General features: G+C 37.2%; 15 protein-coding genes and 1 pseudogene. 9 read left to right on the top strand and 7 right to left on the bottom strand.

Features of this window, described 5'->3' with window-relative positions; translation table 11 throughout:
* Positions 1 to 830, top strand: a pseudogene (locus B3D98_RS20490) (collagen-like protein); the annotation flags it as partial.
* A 139-nt stretch (positions 831 to 969) separates the two neighbouring features.
* Here the strand turns inward: B3D98_RS20490 and hemY are convergent.
* The 3 genes from hemY to hemE form a co-directional block, all read right to left on the bottom strand.
* A complete protein-coding gene (gene hemY, locus B3D98_RS20485) occupies positions 970 to 2,391 on the bottom strand; it encodes a protoporphyrinogen oxidase (protein ID WP_048391734.1) in 1,422 nt (473 codons plus the stop codon).
* Between the two features lie 14 nt (positions 2,392 to 2,405).
* Positions 2,406 to 3,326 carry a ferrochelatase gene (hemH, locus tag B3D98_RS20480; protein WP_048391736.1) on the bottom strand — a complete coding sequence of 307 codons (921 nt, stop codon included), beginning with the start codon at positions 3,324 to 3,326 and terminating at the stop codon, positions 2,406 to 2,408.
* 155 nt (positions 3,327 to 3,481) lie between these two features.
* Entirely contained in the window at positions 3,482 to 4,531 is a 1,050-nt protein-coding gene (gene hemE / locus B3D98_RS20475; RefSeq protein ID WP_048391738.1) for a uroporphyrinogen decarboxylase, read from the bottom strand.
* 233 nt (positions 4,532 to 4,764) lie between these two features.
* On the opposite strand from hemE, the gene B3D98_RS20470 reads away from it, so the two are divergent.
* Positions 4,765 to 5,283 carry an antibiotic biosynthesis monooxygenase family protein gene (locus B3D98_RS20470; protein ID WP_048391740.1) on the top strand — a complete coding sequence of 173 codons (519 nt, stop codon included), beginning with the start codon at positions 4,765 to 4,767 and terminating at the stop codon, positions 5,281 to 5,283.
* Positions 5,284 to 5,350: 67 nt separating this feature from the next.
* Here B3D98_RS20470 and B3D98_RS20465 read toward each other — a convergent pair whose 3' ends face one another.
* Positions 5,351 to 6,532 (bottom strand): ABC transporter permease, encoded by a 1,182-nt coding sequence (locus tag B3D98_RS20465; RefSeq protein WP_066037078.1) that lies wholly within the window; start codon positions 6,530 to 6,532, stop codon positions 5,351 to 5,353.
* On the bottom strand, positions 6,516 to 7,265 hold the full coding sequence (locus B3D98_RS20460; protein WP_066037077.1) for an ABC transporter ATP-binding protein: 750 nt from the start codon (positions 7,263 to 7,265) through the stop codon (positions 6,516 to 6,518). Before B3D98_RS20460 ends, B3D98_RS20465 begins: the two co-directional genes overlap by 17 nt.
* A 104-nt stretch (positions 7,266 to 7,369) precedes the next feature.
* Here B3D98_RS20460 and B3D98_RS20455 point away from each other — a divergent pair, with 104 nt between their 5' ends.
* From B3D98_RS20455 to B3D98_RS20430, 6 genes are all read left to right on the top strand, one after another.
* Positions 7,370 to 7,783 (top strand): HIT family protein, encoded by a 414-nt coding sequence (locus B3D98_RS20455; RefSeq protein ID WP_288585709.1) that lies wholly within the window; start codon positions 7,370 to 7,372, stop codon positions 7,781 to 7,783.
* 148 nt (positions 7,784 to 7,931) lie between these two features.
* Positions 7,932 to 8,468 (top strand): tryptophan transporter, encoded by a 537-nt coding sequence (locus B3D98_RS20450; protein ID WP_103118796.1) that lies wholly within the window; start codon positions 7,932 to 7,934, stop codon positions 8,466 to 8,468.
* A 134-nt stretch (positions 8,469 to 8,602) separates the two neighbouring features.
* The gene (locus B3D98_RS20445) at positions 8,603 to 8,998 is read left to right on the top strand and encodes a YtxH domain-containing protein (RefSeq protein ID WP_048391751.1); all 396 of its coding nucleotides are present in this window, start codon (positions 8,603 to 8,605) and stop codon (positions 8,996 to 8,998) included.
* Positions 8,999 to 9,155: 157 nt separating this feature from the next.
* Positions 9,156 to 9,716: an HTH-type transcriptional regulator Hpr gene (locus tag B3D98_RS20440; RefSeq protein ID WP_004230760.1), complete on the top strand. Its 561-nt coding sequence runs from the start codon at positions 9,156 to 9,158 to the stop codon at positions 9,714 to 9,716.
* A gap of 205 nt (positions 9,717 to 9,921) precedes the next feature.
* Positions 9,922 to 10,467 (top strand): DUF3267 domain-containing protein, encoded by a 546-nt coding sequence (locus tag B3D98_RS20435; RefSeq protein ID WP_288585702.1) that lies wholly within the window; start codon positions 9,922 to 9,924, stop codon positions 10,465 to 10,467.
* Positions 10,468 to 10,537: 70 nt separating this feature from the next.
* Positions 10,538 to 10,723 carry a hypothetical protein gene (locus B3D98_RS20430; protein ID WP_008173337.1) on the top strand — a complete coding sequence of 62 codons (186 nt, stop codon included), beginning with the start codon at positions 10,538 to 10,540 and terminating at the stop codon, positions 10,721 to 10,723.
* A gap of 245 nt (positions 10,724 to 10,968) precedes the next feature.
* Here B3D98_RS20430 and B3D98_RS20425 read toward each other — a convergent pair whose 3' ends face one another.
* Positions 10,969 to 11,073, bottom strand: a complete 105-nt coding sequence (locus tag B3D98_RS20425) for a YjcZ family sporulation protein (protein WP_004230765.1) — start codon at positions 11,071 to 11,073, stop codon at positions 10,969 to 10,971.
* A 143-nt stretch (positions 11,074 to 11,216) separates the two neighbouring features.
* On the opposite strand from B3D98_RS20425, the gene B3D98_RS20420 reads away from it, so the two are divergent.
* Positions 11,217 to 12,197 (top strand): peptidylprolyl isomerase, encoded by a 981-nt coding sequence (locus B3D98_RS20420; RefSeq protein WP_288585694.1) that lies wholly within the window; start codon positions 11,217 to 11,219, stop codon positions 12,195 to 12,197.
* Between the two features lie 65 nt (positions 12,198 to 12,262).
* Here B3D98_RS20420 and B3D98_RS20415 read toward each other — a convergent pair whose 3' ends face one another.
* Entirely contained in the window at positions 12,263 to 13,567 is a 1,305-nt protein-coding gene (locus tag B3D98_RS20415; RefSeq protein WP_048391756.1) for a methyl-accepting chemotaxis protein, read from the bottom strand.
* Between the last annotated feature and the right edge of the window lie 130 nt (positions 13,568 to 13,697).

Below are 13,697 nucleotides of genomic sequence, written 5' to 3'. Positions count from 1 at the left end.
CTGGCGTTACCGGCGTTACTGGCTTGACTGGTGCAATCGGACCTACTGGGGCTACCGGTGTTACTGCCGCAATCGGACCTACTGGCGCTACTGGGGTTACTGGTTCTACGGGTGTAACTGGCGCTACCGGCGTTACTGGTGTAACTGGCGCAATCGGACCTACTGGCGCTACTGGCGTGACTGGTTCTACGGGTGTAACTGGGGCTACCGGCGTTACTGGGGTAACCGGGGCTACCGGCGTTACTGGTGTAACCGGGGCTACCGGCGTTACTGGTGTAACTGGTGTAACTGGTGTAACTGGCGCTACCGGCGTTACTGGTGTAACTGGCGCTACGGGTGCTACTGGGCCTGCGTTTACTGAAGGATTCTCTGCCTTTAAAAACACGTTGGCTGTTAGTGGATCTACTTCAATCACTAACTGGAGTGTTGCTTCACCATACTTTACAACACCTGCTTTCAATCCAACAACTGGGATATTCACTGTACCAACTACAGGTAGGTATTCCTTTGAAGCAACCATTAACTACTCCACTGCTGCGGCTATTACCGTTACTTTAGGAGCAGGAATAAACCCTTCATTTGCAATTAGACAAAATGCTACTACAAATTTAATTAGTGGCTTGTTCCCTGTACTAAATGTCAATGTGGCGCTTGTATTAACTTTACGCGCAGTTCTTGGAAATGGCACAATCACTTTAGCAGGAGAAGTGAATTTAAATGCTGGAGATACGATTGATTTGTTCTATGAAGCAAATGGATTGACTATCTCTCTTACACTAGGCGGCGCTAACTCTGGTGGTATTGTTTGGTCATGTCATCGAATTTCTTAGAGTTAGGACATTAATCAGCAATACAGCTCTTAGTAGAAATAGCAAACCACAAAATAGTGGTTTGCTATTTCTTTTTCATGTAACAATATAAAAAATAGTACAAACATTGATAATAAATGTTTGTACTATCTGATTTGCATTACTTGAACATTTCCATTAATACTTCATTCGCAACCTGTTTACCTTGCTGTACACATTCCGGAATTGATATTCCTTCAAACGAGCTTCCTGCAAGCTTTACAGTTGGAAAATGTTCTTGTAATTCTTGTTTAATACGAAGGACTTTCGCCTCGTGGCCAACTGTATATTGTGGCATCGCATTTTTCCAACGTGTTACAACCGTTGTGACAGGTGCGCCATCGATACCAATCGTTTTCTGTAAATCCTGTAGCACGGTTTTTTCGATCTCCGTATCCGATAAAGCCACAATCGCTTCGTCGCCCACTCGACCAATATAACTGCGTAATAATACAAAATCCTTTGGTGAAGTACCTGGCCATTTTCGATTCATCCAAGTGCAGGAAGTAATTGAAAAATCACTATTTCGAGAGACATAAAAAGAAAGTGCATCTAAATCACCGAGTTGTTCCTTTTTAAAGGCCATTGTAACGGTTGCAATAGTAGCAGCCTTCATTGTGCCCAATTCATGTAATAGACTTAACTTACTAAACATTTTTTCAGCCATATTAAAGGGGGTGGCAATAATAACAGCATCTGCTTTGATATGTGAAAAATTATTGAGCATCACCTGAACTGAACCATCCTTGCCATGCTCTATTTCCTCTACTTTGACACCCTTCATCACTGTCCCCGGAAGTAGTGATTCTTCTATACTTTCAATGAGTGTTTCAAGGCCATTGCTAAAGGTTTGAAAGATACCTTTATTTTCAGCTATGTGATGATTGCTTAAGAAATTCGTGCCTGACTTCTTCATACCAATCAGCAAACTACGATATTGTTGTTCTAAACTATAAAGCTGTGGGAAGGTTGAGCTCATACTTAACTGCTCAATATCCCCTGCAAATGTACCTGCTAGTAGGGGCTCTACTAGATTTTCCACTATCTCAGCACCAAATCTTCTTCTAAAAAAAGCGCCTAACGGTTGATCGTCATCCTGTGTAGAACGGGGAATGAAAAAGTCCCCCGCCGCACGAACTTTACCACTTAGTGAGAACAAGCCTGAAGTTATGAATGAAGAGATATGCGGTGTCTCTCCAGATAAGAGATGACTAGGTATTGGATATAACTGACTACCAACAGCTATATAGTTTGGACCCGCATTACTTGTTAATAGTTTCTGTTCGATCCCAAGATCCTTTGCTAAATCATTGACATAGTTTTCACGATCAAAAAAAGATTCTGGCCCACGCTCAATAATAAAGCCATCTTTTCTTAGAGTTTGAATTTTTCCGCCAAGACGTAATGACGACTCGACAAGTACGATATCTAATGGCAATTCTTTTGCGCTTGCTTCTTTTTGCATATAGAACGCAGCTGTAAGGCCTGTAATGCCACCGCCTACGACAACTACCTTTCGTCTTTTCTGAGTCACCAACATCATCACTTTCTTTTCGCTTAGCTTAATTTTTTATGAATCGCCTCTACCATCGCATCAATAAATAAAGGATGTGTATTTGGCATCGCTGGACGATAGTATTTTGCACCAAGTTCATCACAAACAACTTTACATTCAAAATCGTTGTCATACAACACTTCTAAATGCTCTGTTACGAAACCTACTGGTGTATAAACAAATGAACGGAAACCTTTTTCTTCGAATAGCTCACGTGTTAAGTCTTGAACATCTGGACCAATCCAAGGCTCTGGTGTTTGGCCTGCTGATTGCCAGCCAACCTCTACATTTTTTAAACCAGTCGCAGCTTGAATAAGACGAGCTGTTTCAATTAGTTGATCTTCATATGGATCACCTAAGTTTTTAATTTTTTCAGGCAATGAATGTGCTGATACAATTAGACAAGCTGTCTCACGTTCTTCTTCTGACATTGCATTGAATGTCTCATTCACTTGTTGTTTCCAGTATTCTATGAATTTGGGCTCGTCATACCAAGATTCCACAGAAGTTATCTTTAAGCGACCTCCTGCGGCCTCTTCAGCACGACCATTATAAGACTTAATTGAGAAAGTAGAGAAATGAGGAGCTAAAACAATAGAAACCGCTTCTTTTATGCCCTCCTCCACCATTTGCTCTACTGCATCTTCTATAAATGGATGAATATGTTTTAAACCAATAAACAATTTATATTCTACAGCATCCTGTACTTCGTTCAAACGTGTACATAATGCTTCAGCTTGTGCTTGTGTTGCCGCAGCTAATGGGGATAAACCACCGATTGCTTCATACCGGCTACGCAAATCTTCTAAATGCTCTGCAGAAGGTTTACGTCCATGACGAATATGCGTATAGTAAGGTTCAATATCTTCTTCTTTATAAGGTGTTCCATATGCCATTACTAGTAAGCCTTTAACTTCTTTCATTACCTTTTCACCTCTAAAATTGTTTTATGTTTTTCATACATTATGTGATAAAAAGAAGCTGCCCAATCTTGATTGTTGGACAGCTCCTTTTCTACATTGAAATTAAAATTCCCTATGTAGAAAAGGACATATTATTCACGCTTGATTGACTTCCATTAAGAACGAGCTTGAATTTGTTGAGCACTATATTCATGAATAAGTGTTGTAAGACGTTTTAAGACATCTGGGTCAACCTCTGGGAAAACACCATGACCAAGATTAAAGATATGACCTGGCATTTCTAGACCTTGATCAATAATATCTTTCGTTCGTTTTTCAATAACTGACCAATCTGCAAGTAATAGGGATGGATCTAAGTTTCCTTGTACAGGCTTGGTAATACCATTGGCACGTGCATCTTTAATCGGTAAACGCCAATCTAAGCCCACAACATCTATCGGTAAATCATTCCATTCCTTTGCTAAATGGCTAGCACCCACTCCAAATTGAATTAATGGTACATTTTCTTTTTGCAACTCTGCAAAAATACGAGTCATAATCGGTTTAATAAATACACGGTAATCCTCTACATTTAAGGCTCCAACCCATGAGTCGAACACTTGGATAGCTTTTGCACCAGCTTTAATTTGAGCCGTTACATCTGCAATAATCATGTCAGCGAGTTTATCCATTAAAGCAAACCAAGCTTGAGGTTCAGATACCATAAATGATTTTGTTTTATTATAGTTTCTTGAAGGACCACCTTCAATCATGTAGCTTGCAAGTGTGAATGGGGCTCCAGCAAAACCGATTAGAGGTACATTTAATTGCTCTTCTGCAAGTAACTTGATTGTTTCTAATACAAATGGTGTATGCTCTTTAGCATTGAATTCACCTAATTTTTCTACATCCGCTACTGAACGAATAGGATTTGAAATAACAGGACCAACACCTGCCTTGATTTTCACATCTATCCCAATTCCAGGGAGAGGTGTGACAATATCTTTATATAAAATAGCAGCATCTACATTGTAATTTTCTACAGGTAGACGAGTGACATACGCACATAGCTCAGGTTGATGTGTAATTTCCTCTAAGGAATACTTTTCTTTAATGGCACGGTATTCTGGCTGAGAACGTCCTGCCTGACGCATATACCAAACTGGTGTATGTGCGGTCCTTTCTCCACGTGCAGCACGTAGAAGTGTATCATTAAAAGTTGTCATGAATAGTTCCTTCCCCTCGTTAAATTCTTACTATAAAAAATCGCATGTTTATTCCTTTATTATTGATATCCGTTTCCAATAGTAAACGCTTCCTCTGTTATTGTATAGTTTTCCTAGTGAAATGTCATAAAATTGTTCTTTCTCGGCATATTCTTTTTGAGCGGAGCGTTAGACTTACGCCAGAAAGGGTATAATCACGCTATATTAGTAAGATTCATAAGGAGGATAAATTCATGTATATTTATTTAACTTCTGGTACTGGCGATTTTTTGGAACAGGTAAAAAATAAGTATCCTAATGAACATATGATTTTAATTCATGGGGAAGGTAACTCTGTACTGATACATGAAACAGAAGGAAAAACAGTATTTGCGACACCTCGTAAATTTGAAGTGCTAGATTCAGTAAATGATTTAGAGGAACACGGTTTCTTTGTTTTCAACAATATTCCTGTAACAGATGAAGGAAGACCAGTTTTCGAGCATCGCTTTTTAGAACGTTCACGCGCTATTGAAAACGAGCCTGGCTTTGTTGCCTTCCGTTTATTAAGGCCTATCAAGAGTGATACTTACATTGTCATGACTCAATGGCATGGACCTCATTCATTTGACGCATGGAAGAGCTCTAAAGCCTATGAAACTGCCCATGCTAGAAGAGATGATTCAACTGGGATACGCCAGCAAAACATCTTCTCAGCAGCTTCTTATGTAACAACCTATAGTGCTATACCGAAAGAAGAAGATTCACAATAAGTTTAAATAATTAAAAGCTCATTTATCCAAAAAAATCATTGGTAAATGAGCTTTTTAGTATTCTATTCTACTTTGAAACCTTCGACGTTAATTCACTAATCACCAAAACAATGATAAAGGCAATATAAAACATTGGTTGTGTCATAGCACATAAGCCCACAACAATAGCTTGTGTAATCATGGCTAAACGCACAATTTGCTTCACAGCTAGTTGACGAGCATGATCTGGTAACGGATAGAGCATGTCCATTCGAAATTCGCCACTGGATAACAGAGCTTGTTTTAACTGAATAGTTGTCGCAAAGCTGAGTGCACCTGCTACAATCCATGTAACGACAGGAATATCTACAAATGCTGCAATGATTGCTGAAATAGCAGTAAGGCGTACCCATAAATAGAAATGGTCATCTGTTCGAATAAAGGTACGAAATACCAAGTACTTTTGAGCATTTTCCTTACCGTATGGTACAAATTTATAGAGCCAGTCCATCCAGCTTCGACGGCGAATGCTACCGTGTAAATGAGGTACGTCTGTAAAATAATTTGCAAAACGATAGAAGCTCATCATACGATTCTGTTCAAGCTTGACAAAATGCTCATACGGCACTGGTTCACCAACTGATTTTTTACTAAAGACCATCATATAAACAACACTAATAACTGTCGCGATTACTGCTAATAACAACTGTGCATGGAGCCCCATATAAATAGTAGCTGCAAAAATGACAGCTCGGATAAACCTATCCACCCAAACCATCTGCCCTCGTTCACTATAACGATAGCTGAATTCTCCTCGAACACTTAGATATTTCAACACAATAGTAAGTAAAAATATTGTCCATATTTCGACCGTTGTTAATTCAGTCACGGCTTTTAATAAAGGGATACTAACAATATAGACAATCGCTACAATCCACACCTGAGACCAAAACGTCCAAGCCAACGCCTTGCTGAAGTACAAAGACATCTTTGATTCTAAAGGTAATAAGTATACTTGATCTGGCTCTCTCAACAATGTAGTCGGACGGCTAAAGGCCAATAAAATCCCGATGATAACAGCTATCAGGACTTCTGCTGGAAAGTCTGTTTGAACAACTTTCAGCCATTCGCTATATTGATAGCCCCCTGCTCCTATTAGAAATACAAGTACGATAGCAATATGCCCTGTAAAAATAAATTGCATATATTTTTGTACTTCTCCTATATAATGCATGAAGCGAGAGGACCATACATCACGCAAGTTCTTCATGGTCCCGCTCCTTTGTCATAGCAATATAGAGGTCATCTAATGTCGCATACGGCATAGCAAATGATTGACGTAAATCAGCCATTGTTCCTTGTGCTCGAACTCTTCCTTCATGCAATAAGATAATGCGATCACAATGCTTTTCAGCTGTTGATAGAATATGTGTAGACATTAATATAGAAGCGCCTTCTTTTTTCTTTTCATCCATTTGATCTAATAACGATTGAATACCTAATGGATCCAATCCCACAAAAGGTTCATCAATAATATATAGACTTGGATTCACTAAAAAGGCACACATAATCATAACTTTTTGACGCATTCCCTTTGAAAAATGTGAAGGGAACCAATTTAATCTTTTCTCCATTCGAAATTCTTTTAACAGTACCTCAGAACGAGCATCGAGTGTTGCTTTGTCAATACCGTAAGCCATTGCAGTTAATTCTAAATGCTCTCTTAATGTTAGCTCATCGTATAATACAGGGGTTTCAGGAATATAGGAAAAGGCTGTACGATACTTGTCCGTATCTTCCTTTAATGTTACACCATTTAGACGAATGTCCCCTTCCTTTGGCAACATTGTTCCTATAATATGTTTAATCGTTGTACTTTTCCCAGCTCCATTTAAGCCGATTAAGCCAACTAGTTCACCTTCTCCAATCGTAAAAGATAGATCTTTAATAACAGGTTTTCTTGTATAACCACCTGTCACATGCTGTACCTCTAATACTGACATATTCTCACTCCTCTTCTTGTATTATATTTTATCAAAAATTAGCAAATGATACAGGTTTGAGTATGATAGAATGTACTTACATATACGTTAAGGGGGAAATTCTTATGAGCGATTGCCTATTTTGCAAAATTATTGATGGTTCCATTCCAAGTACAAAAATTTATGAAGACGATCATGTCTATGCATTCACAGACATTTCACCTGTTGCAAAGGGCCATACACTTTTAATTCCGAAGCATCACTGCAAAGATTTATTTGAAATGCCAGAGGAAGTGGCTCGTAATCTATATGCTGTAGCACCAAAAATTGCAAATGCAATTAACGCAGCATTTCAGCCGATTGGTTTGAATACCATTAATAACAACGGTGCTGCTGCTGGACAAACTGTTTTCCACTATCACTTACATTTTATTCCGCGTTACGATGAAAAAGAAGGGCTCGGCTTAATTTGGCAAACACATAAGTACTCACCAGAGCAGTTGTCAGAAGTAGCAGAAAGTATTAAAGCCAATCTATAAGCCATTTGTAATATATTAACATCTGAATGTTCAGAATGCTGTATTGCAAATTTTTAAAATTTAGCGTACAATCACAAATAAGTTTCGCTAGCGGTCAAGAGGACACGTTAGGAGACAAATAGATTAGCATAGTCGAGGAGAGATTCAAATGAATACAAAGAATTTAGTATTAATGGCACTGTTAGTAGGTGTCGGTGCTGCACTTTATGTGGTTACACCAGGAATGGTGAATGGGATGAAGCCTGATTTTATGTTAACCATGATGTTTATTGGTATTCTATTATTCCCAACAGTGAAAGAAACGTTCCTACTTTCTCTTTCAACAGGGGTGCTTTCAGGTTTATTTACAACATTCCCAGCAGGTCTAGTTCCAAATATTATTGATAAAGCTGTTACTGGTTTTGTATTTTTAGCTGCTTTAATCATTCTCAAAAAACTGGCAGGTCATTTCGCCGTATCTGCTGTCTTAGTTGGCTTGGGAACAATTCTTTCAGGAACTGTCTTCTTAGGAGTAGCGCTTTTTGTGTTTAATGCAAATGTTGGCGCGACGTTTGCGATGCTATTTATTGGCGTTGTCCTTCCAGCTGTCGTATTTAACGTTGTTGCGTTTGCCGTTATTTATCCAATTGTTTCAAAATTAGTGAAGCGCTCTAAATTCAATACAGCTATTTCTCAAATTTCATAAATAAACACTTTAAATAATCAAAAGAAACTAAACTGTGACGGTCAAATCACTCGTTTAGTTTCTTTTTTCTTTTTGTATTGGTGCATTTCATGGTTTAATAGTAAATAAACATGACTAGAAATGAGGTATCTAATATGAAAGCAAAACCATTTTTACTTGGACTAACGACAGGAATTATCGGTGGGACAATCGCTGTACTTTTCTCCACGCCACAATCTGGGCAACAGCTACGTGCTTCTGTTAAACAAAATGTTGACCAAACAAAGGGTATGCTCCTTGATGTAAAACAACAAGTAGGAACTGTTAAACAATCTGTTAACACATTAACAAATGAAGTAAAAAATAATATCCCACAAATAATAAATGATTTAAAGCAAACAATTACGACTTTTACTGAAGAAATCGAACCAACGAAAAATAATTTACAACAAGAATTAGATGCTTTACAGAATTCGATAAGCGAAATCGAGAAAAACATTGCACAAATTACAGAAAATAAGAAAAAACCTCAAGAAAAAGTTAGCGACTAAAGTCCTTATCGATAGTTAGATAATCTGTATTTTCATCAAAAACTATTGCTATAATATTATTTTTTAGCCACTTTTCAATTTTTTAATTTTTCTAACTTTAAACTTTTTTTCTTTACTGCTATAATATTTTTAAAAATGTGAAAGAAAGCAGTAGGTGATGGCTTTGTCAGAGGAATTATATACACAAAAAGAAGCGATGCTTTATAGTCAAAGAATCGCACAGTTATCAAAAGCGCTGTGGAAAGCGGTTGAAAAGGATTGGCAACAATGGATTAAACCTTATGATTTAAATATTAATGAACACCATATTTTATGGATTTCATACCATTTAAAAGGCGCTTCCATTTCTGATGTTGCGAAATTTGGCGTGATGCATGTTTCTACAGCATTTAACTTCTCCAAAAAATTAGAAGAGCGTGGCTTTCTTAAGTTTTCCAAGCGTGATGACGATAAACGTAATACGTATGTTGAACTTACAGAAGCTGGCACAGAGCTCATTATAGAGATGAATAAAAACTACCATAATACGTATCATTCCGTACTGGAAGGATCATTAGCATTAAAAGATTTATATGGCCGTTTCCCTGATTTTTTAGATGTGATGGCTGTTATTCGTAATATCTATGGTGAAGATTTCATCGATATTTTCGAACGCTCTTTCCAACATTTCCGTGATTCCTTTGACACACTAGAAGAACGCACACCTGTAAAAGGATAAGACGAAGCTTCAAACTGCACATAATTTTTCCTGCAATTATTTATAAGTTGAACAAAAATGAGTTATACTACTGTTCATTCAGGAATGAGTCATGTGAAAGGAGGTATTTCAGAAATATTTCTGAAGTACCTCCTTTTTCTTGCATTCTAACATAATTCAATTTACATTAAATAGGACACTTCCTATTCGGAGTTGATAAAAAACCATGCATTGCTGGAAAATTTTAAATTTAGAACATCATTACGGTACTACGCGTATTATTATAATGGGTGTCATTACTTTTTTATTGGTCTTTTCTGTTTCGTATGTAACGTTTAATTTATTTAATGAAGAGCATTATACAGATCGACTATTCTGGCTCTTTGTGATAGCTGTGCTAACACTTTATCCCATTCACAAATTTTTGCACTTTGTGGCCCTATTTGATTTACGCCAACATTTAAAATTACGTGTACGTAGTCAGTTTTATATAATTCCTGTTTTACACATGCGAATTCGAGAGCCATTATCTAAAAATCGATACATCTTAGCATTACTTACGCCTTTTATCGCTCTAAATACTAGTATTATAGTTGGAACATGGCTTTTACCAGCCTATACCCATTATGGGACATTGCTGTTAGCCTATCACTGTAGTCTATGCCTGATTGATATCCTTTACGTAAAGTATCTCTTGAATTCACCTAAAAATTCACAAATAGAGGAAACACCTAAAGGCTATGAAATTTTAGTTCCACCGACCGTTCACTAAATTGCTTGTACTTGTTTTTTATTGACGTTCTTTGTTATGCTATTACTATTGAAAGAGGGGAGGAATAGACTTGCTATTAATGATTGTAGTTCTATTCTCGGTATTCTATTTATTTCAAATTAACCGCATGACATATGCTCTATGCATGCGACGTGAAATTCCCGAAGAAAACCAACCAAAAATATTCCGAACTATAAATATACTTATTACTATCCTACTTGTCTCATTCTACATTGAAATTTTATATGCAGTTTAACAGAAAATTCCATTACGCCTCGGCGTAATGGAATCTAAATTTTTTCGGGCTTTTTTGAAAAGCCCCTTTCAAAACATGTGCACCATCCGCGCCCGTCCGCACGCTTGAAGATAAGTCGAGCCCCCCATGCAACAACTTTTTCTAACCAAATAAATTGTTTAGAACCTAAGGCATGCGGCGCGAATGTCTAACATTGTTAAGAAAAGCTAAGAGTTAAAGCTCTTAGCTTTTCGCTGTTTTATTAATTAGTATAGGAACGCTGCACCAACGATAATTAATAAAATAAATAACACAACTAATAAAGCAAAGCCTGAGCCGTAGCCACCGCCACCGTATCCTCCGTTGCCCATAACTTCACCCCCTTTCTTTTCTATATCCTATGCGCTTCAAAAATTGAAATATAGGCAATACTCAAGGGGGAACCATTTTGTTTTTAAAACGTTTATGTTATAGTAAAAAATGGACGAAACCATGTTAGGAGAGAATATCCACTATGAAAAAGACAGTTTTATCTTTAACTTTAGCTGCATCTGTATTAGCGCTTGGTGCTTGTAGCGGCGGAGACAGCAAAGCAATCGTTACTTCTAAAGTGGGCGATATTTCAGTAGCTGATTTTAATGAAAAGGCAAAAGCTTTAACAGGCTCATATGTAATGCAGCAAATGGTGACTGAAAAAGTTTTAGCTGACAAATATGAAGTAACAGATAAAGAAATCAAAGAAGCGTATGACACAACTGCATCACAATTTGGTGATGGCTTTACACAAGCGCTTGCTGAAAGTGGTTTAACAGAACAGGGCTTTAAAGATTCTTTACGAGTTCAACTTCTTCAAGAAAAAGCTTTAAAAGATCAAGCAATTAAAGAAGAAGATGTGAAAAAATACTACGAGCAAATGAAAACAGAATTAAATGGTCGTCATATTTTAGTAGCAGATGAAAAAACAGCAAAAGAAGTAATTGAAAAAATTAAGGGTGGCGCTAAGTTTGAGGACGTTGCAAAAGAGTACTCAACAGATACTGGCTCTGCTCAAAAAGGTGGAGAGCTTGGATGGTTCTCTGTAGGTTCAATGGTAGATGAATTTAACGATGCCGCTTATGCTCTTGAATTAAAAACATTAAGTGAACCAGTAAAATCTAGCTTTGGTTACCATGTAATTGAAATTACGGACAAGCGTGATGTAAAAGGTGTTGGTTCATTTAAAGATGAAGAAGAAAACATTCGTTCAACTATGTTAAGTAAACTGAACCAAACTGGTGAAGCTCAAACGATTCTTAAAGATATCGTTGCAAAAATGGCTAAAGATGCCGATGTGAAAACATCTGATAAAGATTTAAAAGAACCGCTTAAATTCTTTACAACAACAAGTGAAGAACAAGCAAAAGCAGCTGAAGAAGCAGCTAAAAAAGCTGAAGAAAATGCGCCAAAAGAGGATTCCGAAGATAAAGCAGAAGATACTGACAAGGAATCTAAATAATTAGAGTCTAGTATATAACAAAAGAGAAGCACCCTGATACATCAGATGCTTCTCTTTTTTTTACTCTATTTTACTTTAAATTGGCTAATTTCAGTTTGTAGGTCATTTGACATTGTCTGAAGAACATTTGCAGCACTTGCTATTTCCTCATTAGAAGCACTTTGTTGCTCGATAGATAAAGCAATATGCTGTATGCCCGAAGATGTGCCATTTGCTATGCCAACGACTTCTTTTACAGCCTCATCTGTTTGACTAGCTTTCTCATTGACACGCAAGACAATATCCTTTACCTCCGTTGTACGATGACTTATCTGTTGCAAATATACGACTATATTTTTAAAGGTATCGCCTGTCTGTTCAACAGACTCACGGCCTTCCTCCACAAACTGTGTACCGCTATTAATAGCATAAACAGCACTGGAGGTTTGGTTTAAGATATCATCCACCAATGTTCGAATATTATCTGCAGCCTTTCCAGATTCCTCTGCTAACTTTCTTACTTCATCTGCCACTACTGCAAAGCCTTTTCCAGCCTCTCCTGCACGAGCTGCTTCAATAGATGCATTCAATGCAAGCAAGTTTGTTTGATCTGTAATACTTGTAATCAACGCTACAATCGTACTGATTTCCTTCGATTTTTCGCCTAAAGCATTTACAACTGCAGTTGACTGATGAACAGATTCATTAATGGTATTCATTTTTGCAATCGTTTGCTCAATTAACTGTAATCCTAAATCAGCCTTTTGGTTCGTTTCATTTGCTATTGAGGCAACTTCCTGTATAGCAGAAGATGCATGATCCATATCTTTAGTAATTAAATGTGCTGATTCAGATAATAAATCCATTTGCCTTAATTGTCCTTCTGCACTGGAGGCAATTTCCCCAATGGCACCCGAAATAGTTTCAACTGTTTGACTGCTTTGTTCGGTAATCGTTGTAAATTCCTTTGTAAAGGTTGATACATCTGTCGATGCTTTATTCGTCTTTTCAATGACCGTCCCTATTTGTTCCAGCATATGATTAAATTCAGTCGATAATTGACCAATTTCATCTTTTAATCGATCATCAATGCGAACAGTTAAATCACCATCAGCAGCCTGGGTCATAGCATTTAACACACGCTTTACACGCCTTAAGACAATATACCTTGTACATAACGAAATAATTACTGTGCCAATAAATAACGAAATAAATGTATTAATGGCAACCCCAGCACTTCCATTCAAATGGACTACCTTCTCGAATTGACGACTAACAAATTCTGAAATATGGGAGCTAATAAATAAGCTTATGCCGATAGCTAGTATCATTTTGAAAATTAAACTTTTCCAAAACTTAATTTTCCGTGAAAAAAGTCCCTCTGTATCCATTACTTTTCCCCATTCCTATAATTTCTCTCTCTATTCTAAATTAAATATTCACTTTGGTACAATAGTTAGGCACTACAATTAAATATATGAATACTTAGACTCAGAGAAATTAATAACGAATAGCTACACA

This window comes from Lysinibacillus sp. UBA5994 (genome assembly GCF_002429725.1).
Classification (GTDB): Bacteria; Bacillota; Bacilli; order Bacillales_A; family Planococcaceae; genus Lysinibacillus; species Lysinibacillus capsici.
This window is presented reverse-complemented; position numbering and strand designations above follow the sequence as displayed.

What these genes read in the sequence shown, in the direction of transcription:
- hemH (WP_048391736.1), bottom strand. Translation starts at nt 3,326, where the DNA reads ATGAAAGAAGTTAAAGGCTTACTAGTAATGGCATATGGAACACCTTAT.
- B3D98_RS20435 (WP_288585702.1), top strand. Translation starts at nt 9,922, where the DNA reads ATGCATTGCTGGAAAATTTTAAATTTAGAACATCATTACGGTACTACG.
- B3D98_RS20460 (WP_066037077.1), bottom strand. Translation starts at nt 7,265, where the DNA reads ATGTCAGTATTAGAGGTACAGCATGTGACAGGTGGTTATACAAGAAAA.
- B3D98_RS20445 (WP_048391751.1), top strand. Translation starts at nt 8,603, where the DNA reads ATGAAAGCAAAACCATTTTTACTTGGACTAACGACAGGAATTATCGGT.
- B3D98_RS20420 (WP_288585694.1), top strand. Translation starts at nt 11,217, where the DNA reads ATGAAAAAGACAGTTTTATCTTTAACTTTAGCTGCATCTGTATTAGCG.
- B3D98_RS20455 (WP_288585709.1), top strand. Translation starts at nt 7,370, where the DNA reads ATGAGCGATTGCCTATTTTGCAAAATTATTGATGGTTCCATTCCAAGT.
- hemY (WP_048391734.1), bottom strand. Translation starts at nt 2,391, where the DNA reads ATGATGTTGGTGACTCAGAAAAGACGAAAGGTAGTTGTCGTAGGCGGT.
- B3D98_RS20415 (WP_048391756.1), bottom strand. Translation starts at nt 13,567, where the DNA reads ATGGATACAGAGGGACTTTTTTCACGGAAAATTAAGTTTTGGAAAAGT.
- B3D98_RS20465 (WP_066037078.1), bottom strand. Translation starts at nt 6,532, where the DNA reads ATGAAGAACTTGCGTGATGTATGGTCCTCTCGCTTCATGCATTATATA.
- B3D98_RS20425 (WP_004230765.1), bottom strand. Translation starts at nt 11,073, where the DNA reads ATGGGCAACGGAGGATACGGTGGCGGTGGCTACGGCTCAGGCTTTGCT.
- B3D98_RS20470 (WP_048391740.1), top strand. Translation starts at nt 4,765, where the DNA reads ATGTATATTTATTTAACTTCTGGTACTGGCGATTTTTTGGAACAGGTA.
- B3D98_RS20450 (WP_103118796.1), top strand. Translation starts at nt 7,932, where the DNA reads ATGAATACAAAGAATTTAGTATTAATGGCACTGTTAGTAGGTGTCGGT.
- B3D98_RS20440 (WP_004230760.1), top strand. Translation starts at nt 9,156, where the DNA reads ATGGCTTTGTCAGAGGAATTATATACACAAAAAGAAGCGATGCTTTAT.
- hemE (WP_048391738.1), bottom strand. Translation starts at nt 4,531, where the DNA reads ATGACAACTTTTAATGATACACTTCTACGTGCTGCACGTGGAGAAAGG.